The sequence below is a fragment of the Sphaerisporangium krabiense genome (assembly GCF_014200435.1).
In the GTDB taxonomy this organism is placed as follows: Bacteria; Actinomycetota; Actinomycetes; order Streptosporangiales; family Streptosporangiaceae; genus Sphaerisporangium; species Sphaerisporangium krabiense.
The window spans coordinates 5,905,456-5,926,106 of the sequence record NZ_JACHBR010000001.1; the positions used below are offsets into that span (position 1 = coordinate 5,905,456).

General features: G+C 73.9%; 17 protein-coding genes. 9 read left to right on the forward strand and 8 right to left on the reverse strand.

Going from position 1 to position 20,651, the window contains the following annotated elements; genetic code table 11:
* Positions 1–433 precede the first annotated feature (433 nt).
* Genes BJ981_RS25810 through BJ981_RS25825 form a run of 4 tightly spaced genes read left to right on the forward strand, consistent with a single transcriptional unit; the run spans position 434 to position 5,065 of the window.
* Positions 434–1,450 carry an FkbO/Hyg5 family chorismatase gene (locus BJ981_RS25810; protein ID WP_184614567.1) on the forward strand — a complete coding sequence of 339 codons (1,017 nt, stop codon included), beginning with the start codon at positions 434–436 and terminating at the stop codon, positions 1,448–1,450.
* Positions 1,447–3,021: an AMP-binding protein gene (locus BJ981_RS25815; protein ID WP_184614568.1), complete on the forward strand. Its 1,575-nt coding sequence runs from the start codon at positions 1,447–1,449 to the stop codon at positions 3,019–3,021. Before BJ981_RS25810 ends, BJ981_RS25815 begins: the two co-directional genes overlap by 4 nt.
* A complete protein-coding gene (locus BJ981_RS25820) occupies positions 3,018–3,959 on the forward strand; it encodes a DMT family transporter (protein WP_184614569.1) in 942 nt (313 codons plus the stop codon). Before BJ981_RS25815 ends, BJ981_RS25820 begins: the two co-directional genes overlap by 4 nt.
* 26 nt (positions 3,960–3,985) lie before the next feature.
* Positions 3,986–5,065 (forward strand): 3-deoxy-7-phosphoheptulonate synthase, encoded by a 1,080-nt coding sequence (locus BJ981_RS25825; protein WP_184614570.1) that lies wholly within the window; start codon positions 3,986–3,988, stop codon positions 5,063–5,065.
* On the opposite strand, the gene dhaL is transcribed toward BJ981_RS25825, so the two are convergent.
* Both dhaL and dhaK read right to left on the reverse strand, forming a co-directional pair.
* The gene (gene dhaL, locus BJ981_RS25830) at positions 5,057–5,692 is read right to left on the reverse strand and encodes a dihydroxyacetone kinase subunit DhaL (RefSeq protein WP_184614571.1); all 636 of its coding nucleotides are present in this window, start codon (positions 5,690–5,692) and stop codon (positions 5,057–5,059) included. The genes BJ981_RS25825 and dhaL overlap by 9 nt on opposite strands.
* Positions 5,693–5,729: 37 nt before the next feature.
* Positions 5,730–6,722, reverse strand: a complete 993-nt coding sequence (gene dhaK, locus BJ981_RS25835; protein WP_184614572.1) for a dihydroxyacetone kinase subunit DhaK — start codon at positions 6,720–6,722, stop codon at positions 5,730–5,732.
* Between the two features lie 174 nt (positions 6,723–6,896).
* Here dhaK and BJ981_RS25840 point away from each other — a divergent pair, with 174 nt between their 5' ends.
* The 3 genes from BJ981_RS25840 to BJ981_RS25850 are packed head-to-tail and all read left to right on the forward strand — an operon-like array spanning position 6,897 to position 9,791.
* Positions 6,897–7,670, forward strand: a complete 774-nt coding sequence (locus tag BJ981_RS25840) for a cyclase family protein (RefSeq protein ID WP_184614573.1) — start codon at positions 6,897–6,899, stop codon at positions 7,668–7,670.
* A complete protein-coding gene (locus BJ981_RS25845) occupies positions 7,667–9,313 on the forward strand; it encodes a thiamine pyrophosphate-binding protein (RefSeq protein ID WP_184614574.1) in 1,647 nt (548 codons plus the stop codon). The genes BJ981_RS25840 and BJ981_RS25845 overlap by 4 nt, the downstream gene beginning before the upstream one ends.
* A gap of 52 nt (positions 9,314–9,365) precedes the next feature.
* Positions 9,366–9,791: a PPOX class F420-dependent oxidoreductase gene (locus BJ981_RS25850; RefSeq protein ID WP_184614576.1), complete on the forward strand. Its 426-nt coding sequence runs from the start codon at positions 9,366–9,368 to the stop codon at positions 9,789–9,791.
* A 28-nt stretch (positions 9,792–9,819) separates the two neighbouring features.
* Here the strand turns inward: BJ981_RS25850 and BJ981_RS25855 are convergent, their stop codons facing one another.
* The gene (locus BJ981_RS25855; RefSeq protein ID WP_184614578.1) at positions 9,820–10,563 is read right to left on the reverse strand and encodes a TetR/AcrR family transcriptional regulator; all 744 of its coding nucleotides are present in this window, start codon (positions 10,561–10,563) and stop codon (positions 9,820–9,822) included.
* An 88-nt stretch (positions 10,564–10,651) separates the two neighbouring features.
* Between BJ981_RS25855 and BJ981_RS25860 the strand changes: the two genes are divergently transcribed.
* A complete protein-coding gene (locus BJ981_RS25860) occupies positions 10,652–12,424 on the forward strand; it encodes an ATP-binding cassette domain-containing protein (RefSeq protein WP_184614580.1) in 1,773 nt (590 codons plus the stop codon).
* Between the two features lie 754 nt (positions 12,425–13,178).
* On the opposite strand, the gene BJ981_RS25865 is transcribed toward BJ981_RS25860, so the two are convergent.
* The 4 genes from BJ981_RS25865 to BJ981_RS25880 form a co-directional block, all read right to left on the reverse strand.
* Positions 13,179–14,861: an alkaline phosphatase D family protein gene (locus BJ981_RS25865; RefSeq protein WP_184614582.1), complete on the reverse strand. Its 1,683-nt coding sequence runs from the start codon at positions 14,859–14,861 to the stop codon at positions 13,179–13,181.
* Between the two features lie 169 nt (positions 14,862–15,030).
* Positions 15,031–15,621, reverse strand: coding sequence for an NUDIX hydrolase (locus BJ981_RS25870; RefSeq protein WP_184614584.1), 591 nt, complete (start codon positions 15,619–15,621; stop codon positions 15,031–15,033).
* A gap of 152 nt (positions 15,622–15,773) precedes the next feature.
* Positions 15,774–17,453 carry an L-glutamate gamma-semialdehyde dehydrogenase gene (pruA, locus tag BJ981_RS25875; protein WP_184614586.1) on the reverse strand — a complete coding sequence of 560 codons (1,680 nt, stop codon included), beginning with the start codon at positions 17,451–17,453 and terminating at the stop codon, positions 15,774–15,776.
* A gap of 8 nt (positions 17,454–17,461) precedes the next feature.
* Positions 17,462–18,379: a proline dehydrogenase family protein gene (locus BJ981_RS25880; RefSeq protein WP_184614588.1), complete on the reverse strand. Its 918-nt coding sequence runs from the start codon at positions 18,377–18,379 to the stop codon at positions 17,462–17,464.
* 95 nt (positions 18,380–18,474) lie between these two features.
* Here BJ981_RS25880 and BJ981_RS25885 point away from each other — a divergent pair, with 95 nt between their 5' ends.
* Positions 18,475–19,560, forward strand: coding sequence for a PucR family transcriptional regulator (locus BJ981_RS25885; RefSeq protein WP_239139619.1), 1,086 nt, complete (start codon positions 18,475–18,477; stop codon positions 19,558–19,560).
* Here the strand turns inward: BJ981_RS25885 and BJ981_RS39395 are convergent.
* A complete protein-coding gene (locus BJ981_RS39395) occupies positions 19,538–20,599 on the reverse strand; it encodes a glycoside hydrolase family 16 protein (protein ID WP_184614592.1) in 1,062 nt (353 codons plus the stop codon). The two genes, BJ981_RS25885 and BJ981_RS39395, sit on opposite strands and share 23 nt — an antisense overlap.
* Positions 20,600–20,651 lie beyond the last annotated feature (52 nt).

Consider the following 20,651-nt stretch of genomic DNA (forward strand, 5'->3'; position numbering starts at 1 on the left):
CGGATGTCCTCATCGGCTATGAAAGGCGTCCGGAAAATCCGCGCAGGTCAGACTCGCCCCATAGGGGTCGGCAACTTGGGGTTTGACATACATTACCTACCTGTATTACATGTTATTCGCGCATCGCGTTAAGTCCGGCCGCGCTCCTCCCGGCACCCCCTCACGACAAGGAGTGGTCGATTGCCCTGAGTGCGGGCGTTTCTCACCGGTGACACCCCATTCGCCGCGCACAGACCATTCCGCCGTGTGACCCCCCTCGACACCCCCTCGACCGCCATTCCCGCCTTTTCTCGTCTTGCGCCCGCACGGGCGGCCACGCCGTGACCCGGCCATCGCGGCCCCCTGTGGAAGGCGAGCATTCCCGAAATCCGGCGCGAAGGACGCACCCCCGTCCCGCGCTCGTCCATTCCCGGATCCAGAGAAAAGGAATGCCGTGCGTCAATCACTCCATGCCTCCGATCGTGGCCTGCGGTGCTTCTTCGACAAGTCCCTTTCCTCCGGCGTCGGCCACGCCGCGGGGAACGTGCTCGGGCGCGTCCACTACGGGCACGGCAGCGCATCCGCGCTCGACCAGGGCACCCCCCTGCTGTCCGTCCACATGGCCGGCCCCGGCACCGACCCCTTCACCGAGGTCTGGGTCACCGACCGGCCCGTGCGCGCCGGCGCCAGGGGAGACCTGCTCTACGCCGAGGACGGCGAGCACATCTTCTGCGCCACGCGCGTCCCGGCCAGGGACGTCTACCGGGACGCGGTCCACGAGGCGTACCACGAGGCCTTCGCGCTGATCGCCGGGCTGGGCTACACCCGGCCGTTCCGCATGTGGAACCTCGTCGGCTCGATCACCGGCGGCAACGCCGACGACATGGAGATCTACCAGGACTTCTGCGTGGGCCGTGCCAAGGCGTTCGAGGAGTGGTCGGACCGGATCGGCCCGATGCCCGCCGCCACCGGCATCGGCACCCTGAGCCCCGGCATCGACCTGTACTTCCTCGCCTCCCGCGACGGCGTGCCCCAGCACCTGGAGAACCCCCGGCAGACCCCCGCCTACAACTACCCCGACCGGTACGGGCCCAAGTCGCCGAGCTTCGCCCGGGCCACCTACCTCAGGGGGACCGGCGGCGACCCGGACACCCTCTACGTCTCCGGGACCGCCAGCATCGTCGGCGACGACACCGTGCGCCACGGCGACATCGCCGGGCAGTGCGAGGTCACGCTGGCCAACATCGAGGCGCTGATCGGGGCGGAGAACCTGCGCCGGTACGGCGTCGAGCACGGATTCCGGCTCACCGACCTCGACCACGTCAAGGTCTACGTCCGCGACGCCGAGCACCTGCCCGCCGTGCGCGCCCGATGCGCCGAGGCCTTCGCGGGCCACGCCGAGGTCGCCTACCTGAACGTCGACGTGTGCCGCCGCGACCTGCTGGTGGAGATCGAAGGGATCTGCCGATGACGGCGCGGCCGGCGACCCTTCGCCCCCTCCCCGAGCGGCCCGCGGGCCACCCCACCCCTGAGCGGCCCACCGGCCCGAGCGCCAACCTCGTCGAACGCCTGGAGGAGGCGGCACGGGACGGCGGCCGGCTGGACCGGCCCGCCTACATCGTCCAGGGCCGCGTCTTCCGGCACGCGGACGTCTACGAGGGCGCCGCGCGGGCCGCGGCGGCGTACGCGGCCCGCGGGCTCGGGCGCGGCTCGCGCATCCTGATCGCCCTGCCCGACGGCGTGGACTTCGTGTGGGCCTTCCTCGGGGCGCTGCGCGTCGGCGCGGTCGCCGTCCCGGTCAACTCGCTGCTGCATCCCGACGAGCTGCGGCGCGCCGGGGAGATCGCCGAACCGCACGCCGCCGTGGCCACCCCCGAGCTCGCCGGCCACTTCGCGCCGCCCGTCGTCCTCACCCCGGACGACCTGGACGCGGACCCCGCGCGGGCCGGCTCGGCGCCGCCGTACGCCGCGTGCTCCCCGGACACGCCGGCGTTCGCCGTGTTCACCTCCGGGACCACCGGCGACCCGCGGCTGTGCTTCCACACCCACGGCGACCCGGAGGTCTTCGACCTCGCCATCGGCACCGCGGTCGGCGTGGGCCCCGGCGACGTCTGCTTCTCGGTGTCGCGCCTGTACTTCGCCTACGGCCTCGGCAACTCGCTGTTCCTCCCGCTGCTCCGCGGCGCCACCACGATCCTGTCCCCGCCGAGGGCCACCGAGGACGACGCGGTCACCGTCATCAAGGAGCACGGCGTCACCGTCTTCTACGGCCAGCCGAGCTTCTACGCCCGGCTGCTCGGCCACCCCGGCCACGACGTGCTCGGCACCCTGCGGACGGCCGTCGTCGCCGGGGAGGTGTTGCCGGAGGCGCTGGAACGGCGGCTGCGCGGCATACTCGGCGAGCGGCTGCTGAACGTGTTCGGGACCACCGAGATCGGCCACGCGATGCTGGCGAACGGCCCCGGCGTGGTGCGGGAGCACACCCTGGGCAGGGTGCTGCCGCCCTACCGGGTGAGGGTCGTCGACGACGACGGGCGGGAGGTCCCCGCGGGCACCGAGGGAAGCCTCCAGGTCGCCGGGCCGACGATCGGCCCCGGCGTCGCGCGCGGCGGCGACGCCCCGGCGCGCCTCACCCCCGACGAGTGGTACACCACCGGGGACGCGGCCACCGTGGACGGCGACGGCTTCGTCCGCGTGCACGGCCGGCTCGACGACATCGAGATCGTGGGCGGCGCCAACGTGCACCCGTCCGAGATCGAAGATCTCCTCCTGGAGCATCCGGGCGTCCGGGAGGCGGCGGTGTGCTCGGTGCGGCGCGGCGCGGGCGTGTCGGGCCTGCGCGCCTTCGTCGTCCCGGCCGAGGGCGCGGGCGACCCCGAACGCCTGCGCGCCGAGCTGCTCGACACCGCGCGGGCCAGGCTGACCTGGTACAAGGCGCCGGAGGACGTCGTCTTCGTCCCGGAGCTGCCGCGCAATCCCACCGGCAAGCTGCTGCGCCGCAAGTTGCGGCTGATGGCAGGAAAGGAAGGGCTTCGTCCATGACAGGAACCGCGGCCTCGGACCGCGTGATCGATGTGAAGGCCGCGCTGGCGGTCGGCGTCACCATGGTGCTGTGGTCCTCGGCCTTCGTCGCGATCCGGTACGCCGGGGCCGACCTGCACCCCGGCTCGCTCGCGCTCGGCAGGCTGGTGATCGGCGCCGTCGCGCTCGCGGCCCTGCTCGTGGTGCGCGGCGAGGGGCTGCCGCCGCGCGCCGCCTGGCCCGGCATCGTCGCCGTCGGCCTCTTCTGGTTCGGCGTCTACACCGTGGCCCTGAACTGGGGCGAGCGGCACGCCGACGCGGGCACGGCCGCGCTGATCGTCGGCATCGGCCCCATCCTGGTCGCGCTGCTCGGCGGGCGGCTGCTGAACGAGGGCTTCCCCCGGCCGCTCCTGGCCGGGCTCGCCATCGCCTTCGCCGGGTCGGCGGTGGTCGGGCTGGCCGGCGGGGGAGGGGAGAGCTCCCTGTGGGGCGTGCTGCTCTGCCTGGTCGCGGCCGTGGGGTACGCCATCGGGGTCGTCGGGCAGAAGCGGGCGCTCGCCCACGCCTCGGCCCTCCAGGTGACCACGTTCGGCTGCGCGCTCGGCGCGGCGGCCTGCCTGCCGTTCGCCGGGCAGCTCGTCTCCGACGTGCGCGCCGCGCCGGGCGGGGCCACCCTGGCGATGGTCTACCTCGGCCTGCTCCCCACCGCCGTGGCGTTCTGGACGTGGGCCTACGCGCTGACGCGCATGACGGCCGGGAGGCTCGGCGCCACCACCTACGTGGTGCCCGTGCTGGTGGTGCTGCTGTCCTGGGCGCTGCTGGACGAGGTTCCCACCCCGCTCGCCCTGGCGGGCGGCGCCCTGTGCCTCCTCGGCGTCGCGGTGTCCCGGCGGCGCCCGCGGCCCCCCGCGCCCACCCCGGCGGCGACCGTCCCGGCGACCGGCCGAAGTTCCGTCTAGGCACCCACGTCAGGAGACTCGCCGACATGCTGCAAGACCTCGACACCCGCATCGACCGCCCCACGCGGCGGGCCACCCTCCCGCGGACCGTGGCCCTGCCGGCCCCGGGGCGGCTCGGCGCCGAGATCCCGCTGCCCCCGGCCGCGGCGGACCGGGTCCTGGCGCACCGCGCGGCTGCCGGGCGGATCCTGGACGGCGCCGACGACCGCCTGCTCGTCATCGTCGGGCCCTGCTCGATCCACGACCCGGTCGCCGGGCTCGACTACGCGCGCCGCCTGGCCGACGCGGCCGCCGGCCACGACCGTGACCTGCTCGTCGTCATGCGGGGGTACCTGGAGAAGCCGCGCACGGTGCTCGGCTGGAAAGGGCTGGTCCACGACCCCGCGCTCGACGGCAGCGACGACCTCCCCACCGGCCTGCGCGTCGGACGGCGCTTCCTCAGGGACGTGGCCGCGCTCGGGCTGCCGCTCGCCGCGGAGTTCGTGGACCCCTTCCTGGCCCCCTACTTCGCCGACCTCGTCACCTACGGCGCCCTCGGCGCCCGCACGGTCACCAGCCAGCCGCACCGGCAGCTCGCCTCCTGGCTGCCGTTGCCGGTGGGATGCAAGAACGCGGTCGACGGCGACCTCACCACGGCGGTGGAGGCGATCCGCGCGGCCCGGGCGCCCCACGTCTTCCCGGGGGTGACGGAGGAGGGGACGCCGGGCGTGCTGCGCGGCGCGGGCAACCCCCACGCCCACCTGGTGCTGCGCGGCGGAGCCTCGGGACCGAACTACGACCGGGAGTCGGTGGCCGGGGCGCTGCGGCGGCTCGGCGAGGCGGACCTGCCCGGCCGCGTCGTCATCGACGCCTCCCACGGCAACAGCGGCAAGGACCACCGCAGGCAGCCGCACGTGGTCGCCGACATCGCGGCGCAGGTCGCCGGCGGTGGACGCGGCGTCGCCGGCGTCATGATCGAGTCCTTCCTGGAGGAGGGCCGTCAGGAGGCGCCCCTGCGGTACGGGGTGAGCATCACCGACGCCTGCGTCGGATTCCCCGACACCCTGGCCGCGCTCGACCTGCTCGCCACGGCGGCGCGCCGCCGCCGGCTCACCGGCTCACCGTGAGCCGCAGGACGCCGCCGCGCGCAGGGCGGTGACGATGAGGACGGAGGACGCGGCGCCGGGGTCCTCGTGGCCGGCGCTGCGTTCGCCGAGGTAGCTGGCGCGGCCCTTGCGCGCCCGGAGCGGGATCGCCGCGCGGGCGCCCTCCTGCGCGGCGGCCACGGCCGCGTCCAGCGCCTCCTCGAACGCGGACCCGGCGCGCACGGCGTCGGAGAGCGCCCGGGAGGCGGGCGCCAAGGCGTCGATCATGGTCTTGTCGCCTTCACGGGCGCCGCCGAGCCGCTCCACGGCGGCCACGGCGGCCGCCAGGGCGTCGGCGAGCGCGTCCGGGGTGGTCTCTGCGTCGGACCCGAGAACGGCGCCCATCTGCCGGAACACGGTGCCGTACAGGGGGCCGGACGCGCCGCCGACCTTGCGGATCAGCGTCGTGCCCGTGAGGGTGAGCGCCCGTCCCGGCGTGGCGGGCGGATCGGCGGCGAGGGCCTCGCGCACGGCGGTGAAGCCGCGGTCCAGGTTGACCCCGTGGTCGGCGTCGCCGATCGCCGCGTCCAGCTCGGTCAGACGCTCCCGCCCGGCGGCGACGGCCCGCGCCGCCGCCTCGATCCAGGCGACGAAGAAGCCGGTGTCCATGGTCAGCGGCCCCGGGCGAAGAAGCCGTCGTCCATGGTCAGCGGCCCCATCGGAGGGCGGGGGTGGCCACGGGGGCGTCCCACAGGGCGGTGAGGTCGCCGGTCAGCCGGCAGACGGTGACCGAGAAGCCCTGCATGTCCAGGCTGGTGACGTAGTCGCCGACCAGGGACCGGGCCGGTGTGGCGCCCTTCTCGCGCAGGAAGGCGGCGACCTCGGCGAACACGATGTACAGCTCGGCCAGCGGGGTGCCGCCCATGCCGTTGACCATCACCAGGACGTCGCCGGACAGCGGCATGTCGGCGTGGACGGCGTTCATGGCGACGCGGGCCAGCTCGCGCGCCGGCGCGGCGGCGGCCCTGGCACGGCCCGGCTCGCCGTGGATGCCGATGCCGAGCTCGACCTCGCCGGGCCCGAGCTCGAACGTCGGCCGTCCCGCGGCGGGGACCGTGCAGGGGGTGAGGGCCACGCCGAAGGACCTGCTGCGCGCGACGACCTCCTCGCCCGCCTTGGCGACCTCGGCCAGCGGCGCGCCCGCCTCGGCCAGGGCTCCGGCGATCTTCTCGGCGAACACGGTCGCGCCGGTGCCCCTGCGCCCGGCGGTGTGGAGGGAGTCGGTGACGGCGACGTCGTCGTCCACCAGCACCGACGCCACCCGCACGCCCTCCTCGGCGCACAGCTCCGCGGCCATCTGGAAGTTCAGCACGTCGCCGGTGTAGTTCTTGACGATGTGCAGCACGCCCGCGCCGCCGTCCACGCCCTTGGTGGCCTCGACCACCTGGTCGGGGACCGGCGAGGTGAAGACCTCGCCGGGGCAGGCGGCGTCGAGCATGCCGTGCCCGACGAAGCCGCCGTGCAGGGGTTCGTGGCCGGATCCGCCGCCGGACACCAGCCCCACCTTGCCCCGGACGGGCGCCGCGCGCCGGTAGACGATCCTGTTCGCGGCGTCCACCCGCAGATCGGGGTGGGCCAGGGCCATCCCGGCGAGCGCCTCGGTCACCACGTCGCCCGGGTCGTTGATCAGCTTTTTCATGATCTGGTCCTCCGGCGGTCGGCGGTCCCCCGGCCAATCTCTCCTGCCAGGAGGGTGTTGGCAAGTTCGACTCCTCGCGGTGAAGTGCCGTTCGGTACGCCCGGGTGGTGGCGGACCGCCCGGTGGGCGCGGGAGGATCGAGGCCGAACGACCCGAGAACGTGAGGTGCGGCAGATGTCGGTGTTGAGCAGTCTCGTCGAGAGCATCAGGAACGGGGCCATCGAGGTGGTCGACCTCACGGCGCCGCTGAGTTCCTCGACGCCGGTCCTGCGGTTGCCCGAGCCGTTCGGGAACACCGTCCCCTTCCGGCTCACCGAGATCAGCCGCTACGACGACCGCGGCCCCGCCTGGTACTGGAACGACATCACCACCGGCGAGCACACCGGCACCCACTTCGACGCCCCCGTCCACTGGGTGACCGGCCGGGACGGCGAGGACGTCGCCGCGGTCCCGCCCGCCCGCCTGATCGCGCCCGCCGTGGTGCTCGACTTCGCCGCCCACGCGGCCGCCGACCCCGACTTCCTCCTGCGGATCGAGCACGTCCAGGAATGGGAGAAGGCCAACGGGCCGCTGCCCGAGGGCGGCTGGCTCCTCTACCGCACCGGCTGGGACGCGCGCGCCAACGACCAGGAGGGCTTCCTCAACGCCGACGAGACCGGCCCGCACACCCCGGGCATCTCCGTCGAATGCGCCAGGTGGCTGGCCGAGGAGACGCCGATCGTCGGCATCGGCGTGGAGACCGTCGGCACCGACGCCGGGGCCGCCCACTCCTTCGACCCGGCGTTCCCCTGCCACTCGTTCCTGCTCGGCGCCGGCAAGTACGGCCTCACGCAGCTGCGCAACCTGGACCGGCTGCCCGTCACCGGCGCCGTCGTGCTGGCCCCGCCGCTCCCGATCGTGGGCGGCTCGGGCAGCCCCGTCCGCGTCCTCGCGCTCGTCGAGCGATGATCGTCGCGCGGGCCGTCGGCGCCGTGCTGGCACGGCTCGGCGTGACGGCGGCGTTCGGCGTGGTCGGCAGCGGCAACTTCCACGTCACCTACGCCCTGGCCGAGCACGGCGTGCGGTTCGTCGCCGCGCGCCACGAGGGCGGCGCGGCCACCATGGCCGACGCCTACGCCCGCGTCAGCGGCACGGTCGGCGTGCTCAGCGTCCACCAGGGGCCGGGGCTGACCGGCGCGACCACCGGCATCGCCGAGGCCGCCAAGAGCCGCACGCCGCTGATCGTGCTCGCCGGCGAGGCCATGGAACCGAGGTCCAACTTCCACATCGACCAGTTCCGGCTGGCCGAGGCCGTCGGCGCCGTGCCCCTGCGCGTTACCTCCGCGGAGACCGCCGTCGCCGAGACCGTGCGGGCCTTCCGCCTGGCCGTGGACGAGCGCCGCACGGTCGTGCTCAACCTGCCCCTGGCCGTGCAGCGGCTGACGCTCGCCGAGGACATGCTCGCCGTCCCCGCCCCGACCGAGCGCGTCTTCCCGGACCCCTCGCCGCAGCGGGCCGCCGAGCTCGCCGGCGCCCTGGCCGCCGCCCGGCGCCCCGTCTTCGTCGCCGGGCGCGGGGCGCGGCACGCCCGGCGCGAGCTGGAGGCGCTCGCCGACCGCACGGGCGCCCTGCTGGCCACCTCGGCGGTCGCCCGCGGCCTGTTCGCGGGCAGCCCCTGGAACCTGGACGTGAGCGGCGGGTTCGCCTCGCCGCTCACCGCCGCGCTGATCCGCGAGTCCGACCTGATCGTGGGGTGGGGCTGCGCGCTCAACATGTGGACCATGCGCCACGGCAGGCTCGTCGGCCCGTCCGCCATGATCGCCCAGGTCGACCTGGAGCCGGGGGCGCTCGGCGCGCACCTGCCCATCGACATCGGCGTGGTCGGCGACGCCGCCGCCACCGCCCGCGCCGTGACCGCCCTGGTCGAGGGCGAGAAGCGTCCCCCCGCCGGACACGGCAGGCGCACGCCCGCGCTGGCGGAGCGGATCGCCCGCGAGGTCTCCTGGCGCGACGTCCCCTACGCCGACGAGTCGGCCGCGGGCCGTATCGACCCGAGGACGCTGACGATCGCGCTGGACGGCCTGCTGCCCGCCGAGCGGATCATCGGCGTCGACTCGGGGAACTTCATGGGCTACCCGTCCATGTTCCTGTCCGTCCCCGACGAGAACGGCCTCTGCTTCACCCAGGCGTTCCAGTCCGTCGGCCTCGGCCTCGCCACGGCGATCGGCGCGGCCGTCGCCCGGCCGGACCGCCTGCCCGTGGCGGCCCTCGGCGACGGCGGCGCGCTCATGGGAGCCTCGGAGCTGGAGACCGTCGTCCGGCTCGGGCTGCCCATGGTGATCGTGATCTACGACGACGAGGCGTACGGCGCGGAGGTCCACCACTTCGGGCCGGACGGCCATCCCCTGGACCAGGTGCGGTTCCCGCCCGTGGACTTCGCCTCGATCGGGCGCGGCTACGGGTGCGCGGCGGTCACCGTACGGGAGCCGGGCGACCTCGCCGCGGTGACGGAATGGCTGGACGGGCCGCGCGACCGGCCGCTGCTCGTCCACGCCCGGGTGACCCGCGAGCGGGGCGCGTGGTGGCTGGAGGAGGCGTTCCGCGGCCACTGACGCCCGCCCCCCGCCGGGTGGGGCGCCGGTGGCGGTGCCGTAGCGTGACCTCATGAAACGGATGAGTGACGACGAGTGGCGCCGGTTCGTGCGGGAAGGCACGCGCACCGGCAAGATCGGGGTCACGCGCGCGGACGGCCGCCCGCACGTCACCCCCGTCTGGTTCACCTTCGACGGCGACGACTTCGTGTTCACCACCGCCCGGAGCGGCCAGAAGGCCCGCAGCATGCGCCGCGACCCCCGGGTGTCGATCTGCGTCGACGACGAGCGCCCGCCGTACGCGTTCGTCATGATCGAGGGCACGGCCACGCTGTCGGACGACCTGGACGAGCTCAGGAAGTGGGCCACCGTCCTCGGCGGCCGCTACATGGGGCCGGACCTGGCCGAGGAGTACGGCCGCCGCAACGGCGCACCGGGCGAGGTGGTGGTGCGCGTCCGCCCGGGACGGGTGATCGCGGCGAGCGACATCGCGATCTGACCGCCGCGCCGTTTCACCCGCCGGGCCGTCAGCCGCGGGGGCCGTGCGCCGTCATGCCGTCGAGAAGGTAGCCGAGTCCCAGGGCGAAGGTGGAGTCCCAGTCGGCGGCCGTGGGGTCGGTCGCGGCGAGGGTCGGGTAGCGGTCCGCGTTCTCGCGCAGGTGGCGCGCGGTCGCCTCGCGGGTGCGCGCCTCGTCGCCCGCCTGCGCGATGACCTGCATCACCGTGGAGCCGATGACGTAGTTGAACAGCCCGTAGGCCGCCGCGGTGAGATGGGGCTCGCGAAAGCCCGCCCCGGCCAGGGTGGCGTGCAGGAACTCGGTCCTGCCCAGGACGTTCGGCCCGAGGAGCGGACGGCCCAGCGCGGCCGTCGACCACGGATGCGCCAGCAGGACGGCCCGCCAGCCGTTGATCAGGACGGTGATCCGGTCCCGCCAGCTCGTGTCCCTGGCCGCCGGGGGCGGCGCGCCGCCGTCCGAGCCGGGCCGCTCGGGTTCCGTCGCGGGGAGCGGGACCGCGGCGAAGATGGTGTCCAGCGCCAGGTCAAGGACGTCGTCCTTGGTCTTGACGTGCCAGTACAACGTCGTCGAGCCGGTGCCGAGGCGCTCGGCCAGCCGCCGCATGGTCAGCCCGCCGATGCCCTCCTCGTCCAGCAGCGCGACGGCCTCGGCGGCGATGCGCTCGGGGCTCAGCGGGGCCGCCGCGCGCCGCGCCCTCGCCGGGCGCAGCCACACGTTGCCCGCCGTGTCCGAGCCCGTCGTGTTCGCGTTCATGGACGCACAGTCTAGTATGACGTTCCGGTACCGGACCAACGATCCGGTACCAGAACGTCGGTCCAGTCGGGAGTGAAGGCGGGCGGTCATGGGACATGTGGAGGTGGACGGCCTCACCTACGTGCTGCCCGACGGGCGGCTCCTGCTCCACGAGGTGTCCTTCCGCGTCGGCGAGGGCGTCACCGCCGGGCTGGTCGGCCCCAACGGCGCGGGCAAGACCACCCTCCTCGGCCTGATCGCCGGCGACCTCACCCCCGCCACGGGCCGGGTGGCGCGGTCCGGCGGGCTCGGCGTCATGCGGCAGTTCATCGGGGCCGTCCGCGACGGCCGCACCGTCCACGACCTGCTCCTGTCGGTCGCGCCCGAACGGCTGCGCGGCGCCTCCGCCGCCCTGCGCGCGGCGGAGGCGGCGCTGGCGGCGTGCGACGACGAACCCGCGCAACTCGCCTACGCCCACGCGCTGGCCGAATACGGCGACGCCGGCGGGTACGCCATGGAGGTCGTGTGGGACACCTGCGCGACCGAGGCCATGGGGCTGCCGTACGACGCGATCAGGGAGCGGCCGGTGGTCACCTTGTCGGGCGGCGAGCAGAAGCGGCTCGTGCTGGAGGCGCTGCTGCGCGGCCCCGACGAGGTGCTCCTGCTCGACGAACCGGACAACTACCTGGACGTCCCGGCCAAGCGCCGGCTGGAGGAGGCGCTGCGCGCGACCGCCAAGACCGTGCTGCTCGTCTCGCACGACCGGCAACTCCTGGCCACCGCCGCCGACCGCATCGTCACCGTCGAATCCCGTGGCGCGTGGGTCCACGGCGGCGGCTTCGCCACCTACGCCCAGGCCCGGCGCGACCGCGTCGCCCGCCTTGATGAGCGCCGCCGCCGCTGGGACGAGGAGCGCGCCAAGCTCGCCCGCCTCGTCCAGACCCTCCGCCAGACCGCCGCCAACAACGACGCCCTCTCGTCGGCCTACCGCGCGGCACGCACACGGCTGGAGCGCTTCGAGCAGGCGGGTCCGCCCGAACAGGCCCCCAGGGAGCAGAACGTGCGCATGCGCCTGCGCGGCGGGCGCACCGGCAAACGGGCGGTCATCTGCGAAGGGCTGACCATCACGGGCCTTACCCGCCCTTTCGACACCGAGATCTGGTACGGCGAACGCGTCGCCGTCCTCGGCGCCAACGGCTCGGGCAAGTCCCACTTCCTCCGCCTCCTCACCGAGGCGTCCCTCGAAGGCACCACGACACCGGCCACGCCGGCACTGGACGGAACCGTGCGGTCCGAGGAGGCGGCGCCGTATCAGCGCGCGGTGCGGTACGAGGGGGCGACGCGGCATCAGCGCGCGGTGGGGTCTGAGGGGGCGGCGCGGCCTCAGCACGCGGTGGGGTCTGAGGGGGCGGCGCGGCCTCAGCGCGGGGTGCGGTACGAGGGGGTGGTGCGGCTCGGAGCCCGGGTCGTCCCGGGGCACTTCGCCCAGACGCACCTACGCCCCGACCTGCACGGCCGCACCCCCGCCGACCTGATCACCGAACGGCACGGCCTCACGCTCAACGAGGCCATGGCCGCCCTGGCCCGCTACGAACTGGCCCCCGCCGGCCGGCAGCGCTTCGAGACACTGTCCGGCGGCCAGCAGGCCCGGCTGCAGATCCTGCTCCTCGAACTCCAGGGCGCGACCCTGCTCCTCCTCGACGAACCGACCGACAACCTCGACCTGGCCGGCGCCGACGCCCTCCAGCGCGGCCTGGAGGGCTTCTCCGGTACGGTCCTCGCCGTCACCCACGACCGCTGGTTCGCCACCGACTTCGACCGCTACTTGATCTTCCACCCCGACGGAACCGTCCACGAATCCCCCCAACCGTCCTGGGACTGAATCCCACCTCGAACAGCGCCTTCTCCATTACGGCTCGCTCGGCGTTCGCGTACCTGCCGGGTGGGCTCACGACGGCCCGCCACGACGGTGCCGCACGGGTGGGCCAGGTCACTTCGATCGTTCTGCGGTGTCGTCCAGATGATCTGCTGCACGGCGAGGGCAGGGTGAATGGTGGTTTGTGTCGGCTGAGGTGTGTTGAGCCCACCCGTGCGGCGCCGTCGTGGCCGGGCGCCGTGATCCCACCCACAACCGCGCGCCGGCGAGCCGGCGTTGGTGGTCGCAGATGTGCCTCCTGCGTCGTTCATTGCGGCTCGTTCTGGGGTTGCGTACCTGTCGGGGTGGGCTTACGGCGGCTCGCCACGACGGTGCCGCACGGGTGGGCTCGATCACTTCGATCGTTCTGGGGAGTCCCTAGATAAGCGGTTGCAGGGCGAGGTCAGGGTGGATGGTGGTTTGTGTCGGCTGAGGTGTGTTGAGCCCACCCGTGCGGCGCCGTCGTGGCCGGGCGCCGCGATCCCACCCACAACCGCGCGCCGGCGAGCCGCGCGGCCCGGAGACCTTCGTGCCGTGCAGTCCGGAGACCTTCGTGCTGCGCAGGCCGGAGTTCTCCGTGCCGTGCAGGCCGGAGACCTTCGTGCCGTGCAGCCTGGAGACCTTCGTGCCGCGCGGTAAGGGCAGCCGGGACGCCCGATGCCCGACGCCCGGTCCCTCGCGTGGGAGCCGGGCGTCGTCGCCAGGGGAGTGGAGGAGATGGTTACGGGCGGTCGGTTTCGAGTCGCACGGTGTCTTCGATGGTGGGGGCGCCGGTGGTTCTGAGGGCCGGGTCGGCCGGGCGGAGGTAGGTCTGGCGGACGCCGGGGACGCGGTCCTCGACGACGAAGGTGGCCTTGGTGTGGACGGCGGCGCCGGGCGTCTGGACGTGGGGGACGACGCGGAAGTCGGCGGTGAGCTGGTCGCGTTCGACCTTGGTGAGCACGTAGCCGCGCTGGTTGTTGTAGAACTTCAGGTGCGGGTTGATCTTGAGGAAGGGCTGGGTGGCGGGGTCGGAGTCGGCGCCGTCGCCGCCCGTGCTGATCGAGGTGGCGACCAGCTCGGAGCCGACCACGCGGCCGTCGGGGTCGTCGTAGTCGAGCTTGAGGTCGCCGGCCCAGTGCGCGTGCACGTCGCCGGTGAGGACGACGGCGTTGCGGACCTTGGCGTCCACCCAGCCCTGGGTGATCCTCTGGCGGGAGGCGACGTAGCCGTCCCAGGCGTCCATGCTGGTCACCTTGGCGGGGCCGGCGTTGTTGTCGCGCTGGCCGAAGAAGACCTGCTGGCCGAGGATGTCCCACTGGGCGCGGGACTGGCGGAATCCGTCGATCAGCCACGCCTCCTGCTCGGGCCCGGTGATGGAGCGGGCGGGGTCCAGGGCGGCCGGGCAGTCGCGGAAGCCGTCGCCGCAGGCCTGGTCGTCGCGGAACTGGCGGGTGTCGAGCATGTGGAAGGTGGCCAGGCGTCCCCAGCGGATCCGCCGGTAGAGCTGCATGTCGATGCCGCGCGGGACCGAGGTGCGGCGCAGCGGCATGTTCTCGTAGTAGGCGCGGAAGGCGGCCTCGCGCCGGGCCAGGAAGTTCGGCTGGGGGATGTCGGGCCGCTCGGGCACCTCGTCGGCCCAGTTGTTGTCGAGCTCGTGGTCGTCCCAGACGACCAGCCAGGGGGCGGCGGCGTGCGCGGCCTGCAGGTCGAGGTCGGCCTTGTACTGGGCGTGCCGCTGCCGGTAGCCGGCCAGCGTCTCGGTCTCGGGGCCCTCGTGGTCGCGGACGTTGCCGCCGGGGATCGTGTAGGTGTCCTTGGTGTACTCGTACTGGTAGTCGCCGAGGTGCAGCACGAGGTCGGGGTGGTCCTCGGCCAGGCGCCGGTAGGAGGTGAAGTAGCCGTGCTCGTACTGCGCGCAGGACACGAACGCCATGGACAGCGGCCCACCGAGGGTCAGCGGGTGGGGCGCGGTCCTGGTACGGCCGGCGGGGGAGACGTAGGAGCCGAGGCGGAAGCGGTACCAGTACTCGCGGCCGGGCTGCAGGCCGCCGACCTCCACGTGGACGCTGTGCCCCCACTCGGGCGAGGCGATCGCCACGCCGGCGCGCACGACGTGGCGCAGGCGCTCGTCGGCGTACACCTGCCACAGGACGGTGAAGGGGCGGGACGGCATGCCGCCGGCGCCGTCCTCGGCGAGCGGCTGGGGTGCGAGGCGCGTCCAGATCACGAAGCCGTCGTGGTCGGGGTCCCCGGAGGCCACTCCGAGCTGGAACGGGTCGGTGCGCAGCCCGCGGGAGGCGAGGCTCAGCGCGGTCTCGGCGGCGGGGTCGGGCTCGGCGAGGGCCGAGGCGGCGGGGACTGTGGCGATCGCTCCTGCGGCCAGTCCGGTGACGAGGAATGATCGTCGGTCGAGACGCTGCACGGGATCTCCCAGGTGTGATCTTGGGGTGGTCACCCGTAGCCTTACCGACGATCATGACAACGTAGTTAACGCCGACCATCATGAAAAGGGCATGGTTGCTGCCTCAGGTAGAGACGAGCACCAACCCGGCAGTCGATCCCAGACCTCCTGCGGCCTCGACCTGCGACCCTTACGCGTTGTCGGCGGCGTTGACGTACGGTGAACGACGCTCTAGAAGCCGGCCGACGCGGGCCAGGGTCTCGCGCAGGTTGTCCTCGGTGGTCAGTTCACGCGCCTCCGCGACGGACGCCCACCGCAGCCGCGCCTCGGGGTTCTCCGGCCGTACGGCCTCTGGCGTGGCGGTGGCGAGGACGAAGCGCAGGTCGGCGTGCTCGTGCGCGGGCTCGGCGGCCCCGGCGGCGACCGGGACGATGACGAGGTGGACGAGCGCCGCGTCCGGCCAGGGCGCGAGGTCGGCGAGCCCGGTCTCCTCGGCGCCCTCGCGCAGCGCGATCGCCAGCGGAAGCTCCTCGTGCGGGTCGGCGTGCCCGCCCACCTGCAGCCACGCCCGCTGCCGCGGGTGCCAGCGCAGCAGCACGCGGCGGGTCGGCGGGTGGACGATGAGGGCGGACGCCGTGAGGTGCAGCGGCGTGGACCTGTCCCAGGCGTTCTCGCCGGAGGCCAGCGCGCGGACCCGCCGCAGCTCGGCCGTCTCGCTCTGTGACGCCGGCGCGTACCCGCCGAGGACCTCCGCCAGTGTGGTGTGCGCGGCCGCGCTCATGTCGCTCCCCCTGTCGTCACCCGTACCCGGGTGATTCTGTCAGGAGCCGCGACCCCGCCGGGACCGCCGCACGCCCGGCCCTGGTGACGAGGACGCCCGGCCACGCCATTGGAGCCGGGCGTCCACGACAGGCGCCGCACGGGAACCGGATGTCACTCCGTGAAGCCGAGCGCCTCCAGGCCGGGCTGCTGCCAGCCGGTCTGGGGGATGTCGCCCCGGTAGGGCGGCGCGACGACCGGCGGCACGAACGTCTCCTTGATGGCGCGGGCGTTGACCCAGCGGATCAGGTTGAAGATCGAGCCGGCCTTGTCGTTGGTGCCCGAGCCGCGGGCGCCGCCGAACGGCTGCTGCCCGACGACGGCGCCGGTGGGCTTGTCGTTGATGTAGAAGTTGCCGGCCGCGAAGCGCAGCCGCTCGGTCGCCTCGGCGATCGCGTACCGGTCGCGGGCGATGACCGCGCCGGTCAGCGCGTACGGCGACACGCCCTCCAGCTGGTCGAGGACGGTGTCGTAGTCGCCGTCGTCGTAGACGTGCACGGCGAGGATCGGCCCGAAGTACTCCTTGACGAACACCTCGTCCTCGGGGTCGGCGCCGACCAGCACGGTGGGCTTGACGAAGTAGCCGGTGGAGTCGTCGTAGGAGCCGGTGAGCACCTCCACCGAGCCGGTGGCCCTCGCCCGGTCGATGGCCGCCTTGTTCTTGGCGAACGCGCGCGCGTCGATGACCGCGCCCATGAACGTCGACAGGTCGGCGGCGACGTCGCCCACGGTCAGGGACTCGGCGGTGGCCACGAAGTCGTCGCGGATGCCGTTCCAGACCGAGCGCGGCACGTACGCCCGGGAGGCGGCCGAGCACTTCTGGCCCTGGTACTCGAACGCGCCGCGGATCAGCGCCGTGGTGAGCGCGGCGGGGTCGGCGGAGGGGTGGGCGAGCACGAAGTCCTTGCCGCCGGTCTCGCCGACCAGGCGCGGGTAGCCGCGGTAGCCGGCGATGTTGGCGCCGACGGTCGCCCACAGGTGCTGGAAGGTCGCGGTGGACCCGGTGAAGTGGATGCCCGCCAGCCGCGGGTGGGTCAGCGCGGCCTCCGAGACGCCGGCGCCGTTGCCGGTCACCATGTTGATGACGCCCGGCGGCAGCCCGGCCTCCTCCAGCAGGCGCATCGTGAAGTGCGCGGCGAACTGCTGCGTCGGCGACGGCTTCCACACGACCACGTTGCCCATCAGCGCCGCGGAGGTCGGCAGGTTGCCGGCGATGGCGGTGAAGTTGAACGGCGTGATCGCCAGCACGAAGCCTTCCAGCGGCCGGTACTCCATGCGGTTCCACACGCCCGGCGAGGAGCTCGGCTGCTCGGTGAGGAGCTGCCGCGCGAAGTGCACGTTGAACCGCAGGAAGTCGATCAGCTCGCAGGCGGCGTCGATCTCGGCCTGCTGCGCGGTCTTGGACTGGCCGAGGATCGTGGCCGCGTTGAGCGTCGCCCGCCACGGGCCCGCCAGCAGGTCTGCGGCCCGCAGGAAGATCGCGGCCCGCTCCTCGAACGGCAGCGCCCGCCAGGCGGGGGCGGCCCGCAGCGCGGCGTCGACGGCGGCGCGCACGTCGGCGGCCGAGGCGTCGGCGGTGTGCCCGAGCACGTGGGCGTGGTTGTGCGGCTGCACGACCTCGATGGCCGGGCCGTCGGCCATGCGGCGCTCCCCGCCGATCGTCATCGTCAGGTCGATCGCCGTGCCGGACAGCTCCTTGACACGGCCCTCCAGCGCCGCCCGTTCGGCGCTGCCGGGGGCGTAGCCGTGGACCGGCTCGTTGGCCGGGACGGGGACGTTGGTGACGGCATCCATGACTGACCTCACTTGGAGCGGAGTGAACGCAGGAAGAAGGCGACGTTGGCGGGCCGCTCGGCCAGGCGGCGCATGAAGTAGCCGTACCAGTCGTCGCCGTAGGGCACGTAGACGCGGACGGTGGAGCCGGCGGCGGCGAGCGCCTCCTGCTTGTCGGTCCTGATCCCGTAGAGCATCTGGTACTCGAAGGTGTCGCGGCTCCTGCCGGCCCGGTCGGCGAGCAGCTCGGTGATCGAGATGAGCCGGTCGTCGTGCGTGGCCACCATGGGGTATCCCTTCCCCTCCATGAGGACCCGCAGGCACCGCACGTACGCCCTGTCCACCTCGGCCTTCTTCTGGTGGGCGACGGAGGCGGGCTCGCGGTAGGCGCCCTTGACCAGCCGCACCCGGGAGCCCTCCCGGGACAGCTCCCGCAGGTCCTGCTCGCTGCGGTGCAGGTACGCCTGGATCGCCACGCCGGTGGAGGGGTAGTCCTCGCGCAGGGCGCGCAGGATCGACAGCGTGGAGTCGACCGTGGTGTGATCCTCCATGTCCAGGGTCACGGTGGTGGCGGCGTCCCGCGCGGCGGCGCAGATCTCGCGGGCGTGGTCCAGGGCCATGCGGCCGTCCAGCATCTGGCCGACGGCCGAGAGCTTGACCGACACTTCGGCGCGGTCGCCGAGGCCGAGGGGGCGTAGCGTGTCCAGCATCGTGACGTACGCCTTCACCGTCTCGGCGGCGGCCCTGGCGTCCTTGGTCTCCTCGCCGAGGTGGTCGAGGGTGACCGTGAGGCGCGCGTCGGTGAGGCGGCGCACGGCGCGCAGCGCGTCCCCGGCGTCCTCGCCCGCGACGAACCGGTCCACCACATGCCGGGTGACCGGGAAACCCGATACGGCGCGGCGCGCGAGAGGGCTGCGCGATACCGCGAGAAGTAGGGAACCGAGCATGTCAACCACCCTAAGAGCTGCTCTTCAGCGGCCTCCATGGACATCCGCCACGGGCGGCGTCTACCCGGTTCATACAGATGTATGACAATGTGCGGGTGGATCTGCAGGAAACAGTCGATGAGATCGCGGGGATCCTGGACGCCTCCGCGACGCTGGAGGACCGCTCGTTCCAGATGCTCGCCTACGCGGCGCAGAGCGGGGACATCGACACCGTGCGCCGCGAGTCCATCCTGCGCAGGCGCGCCTCCGACGAGGTCCGCGCCTACTTCGAGGGGTACGGCATCGCCACGGCCGCGGGCCCGGTCCGCATCCCGGCCGACCGGGGTCTCGGCGTGCTGGCCCGCGTCTGCGTCCCGCTGCGCCACCGCGGCGTCACCTACGGCTACCTGTGGCTGCTGGACTCCGGCGCGCTCGGCGACGAGCGGCTGGCCCGGGTCGCGCCCCTGGTGGAACGCGCCGCCGCCGCCCTGGCCAGGGAGGCGCGCAGCCGCCAGGACCTCGGCGCCCGCCTGCGCGACCTGCTGTCGGCAGACCCCGAGCTGCGCGCCTCCGCCGCGATCGACCTTCCCGGGCCGTGCGCCGCGATCGCCGTGCAGAGCGGCACGGGCGGCGTCGTGCCGCTGTGGACGCTGCCGCGCGGCGTGATCGCCGACGCGGGCGACCCGGTCACCGCCGTCCTCGCCCCGGCCGCCCAGGCCGAGGCCGTCGCGGCCCGGGTCATCGGCATGTACGGCACGGCGGCGGGCGTCGGCGGCGTCCGGGACGACGTCGGCGAGGCGTGGCGGAGCTGGCGCGAGGCGACGCTGGCCCTGCGCGTCGCCCAGCGGGTGCCCCGGCACGCGCCCGTCGCCTGCTGGAGCTCGCTCGGCGTCCACCGCCTGCTCGCCCGGCTCTCCGCCGCCGAGCTGGCCGACCTCGCCGCCGAGGCCGCCATGCTGGACGGCGAGCTGGCCCACACCGTCGGCACCTACCTCGACCACGCCGGGCACGCCGGGGAGACCGCGGCGCGGCTCGGCGTCCACCGTCAGACGCTCTACTACCGGCTGGCCAAGGCCGAGCGCGCCACCGGGCTCGACCTCGCCGACGGAGAGGACCGCCTCGTGCTGCACCTCGGGCTCAAGGCGGCCGAGCTGCTGGACGGGCCCGCCCGCGCCCGGGTCAGGGCGCCCGGTAGATCTTGACCCAGTCCACGAACATCGACACGGTGGCGGGCGTGGTGGCGTCCCGGCACGGCGACCACTGGTTGCAGACGACGTCGTTCTGCAGGGTGAGGTGCATGGGCCGCGCCGCGGGGACGTTCGGCCCGGTGTAGTCCCAGGTCCGCCTGCCGTCGAGCCAGAACGTCAGCCGTCCGGGCGTCCAGTCGACGGCCGCCGTGTGCCAGCGCGTGAAATCGGCGCGCACCAGGCTCTGCGCCTGGGGCGACTGGCCCCGGTGGACGTAGATCCCCGCGCTCCGGCGGGTCGCGTCGATCACCTCGGCGAAGTCGACCTCGGCGTACTCGGGGCTCTGGCTCTCCGGCCACAGCAGCGTGACCAGCGAGTACCCGCGGCCCGGCTCGCCGCGGAACCGGACCTCCCAGCGGCCGTAGGTCTGCGACATCCGGCTCGCGACGCCGCCGGACAGGTCCTTGCCGTCGTAGAAGCCGCCGGTCATGTGGAGCATGCCGTCGTGGACGGTGGTCGCCTCGGCGGTGCGCGGGTTCACCGCGGCGCCGGGGGAGTGGTAGACCTCCCACCTGCTCTGGTCGATCCGGTCGCCGTCGAAGTCCTCCACCAGCACCGGCGCGCCCCACCGGGCGTCGGTGCGCTCGGGCACGGCGCCGCCCGGCGTCTCGGCGGGGCCGGGCGCGGCCGGCGGGGCGGGCGGACCTGGCGGGTCGCCGTCCCGGCCGGGCGAGGGGATCGGGACGGACGGCGCGGGGGCGCCGCCGTACCGGTGGTCGTAGACGGGAGGCGGGGGACGGTCGGGGCCGGAGCCGGCCGCACGGGCGGGCGGGGGAGCGGGGCGGCTCACCACCGGCGGGGCGTGGGGCGGGTACGACGGGGACGGCGTCCCCCGGCGGACCACCGGCGGGGACGGCACGGGAGGCGCGGGGGGCGTCTCGGGGCGGACGGCCGGCGGGGGAGCCGCGGGGGAGTGCCGGGCCGCCGGCTGCGGGACCGGGCAGAGGGTCAAGGTCGCCGCCGCCACGATCAGGTACGCGCTACGGATCGACATGCGCCCATGAAAACAGCCATCTGTCCGTGATCCCAGTGTTATGCCGAATTCG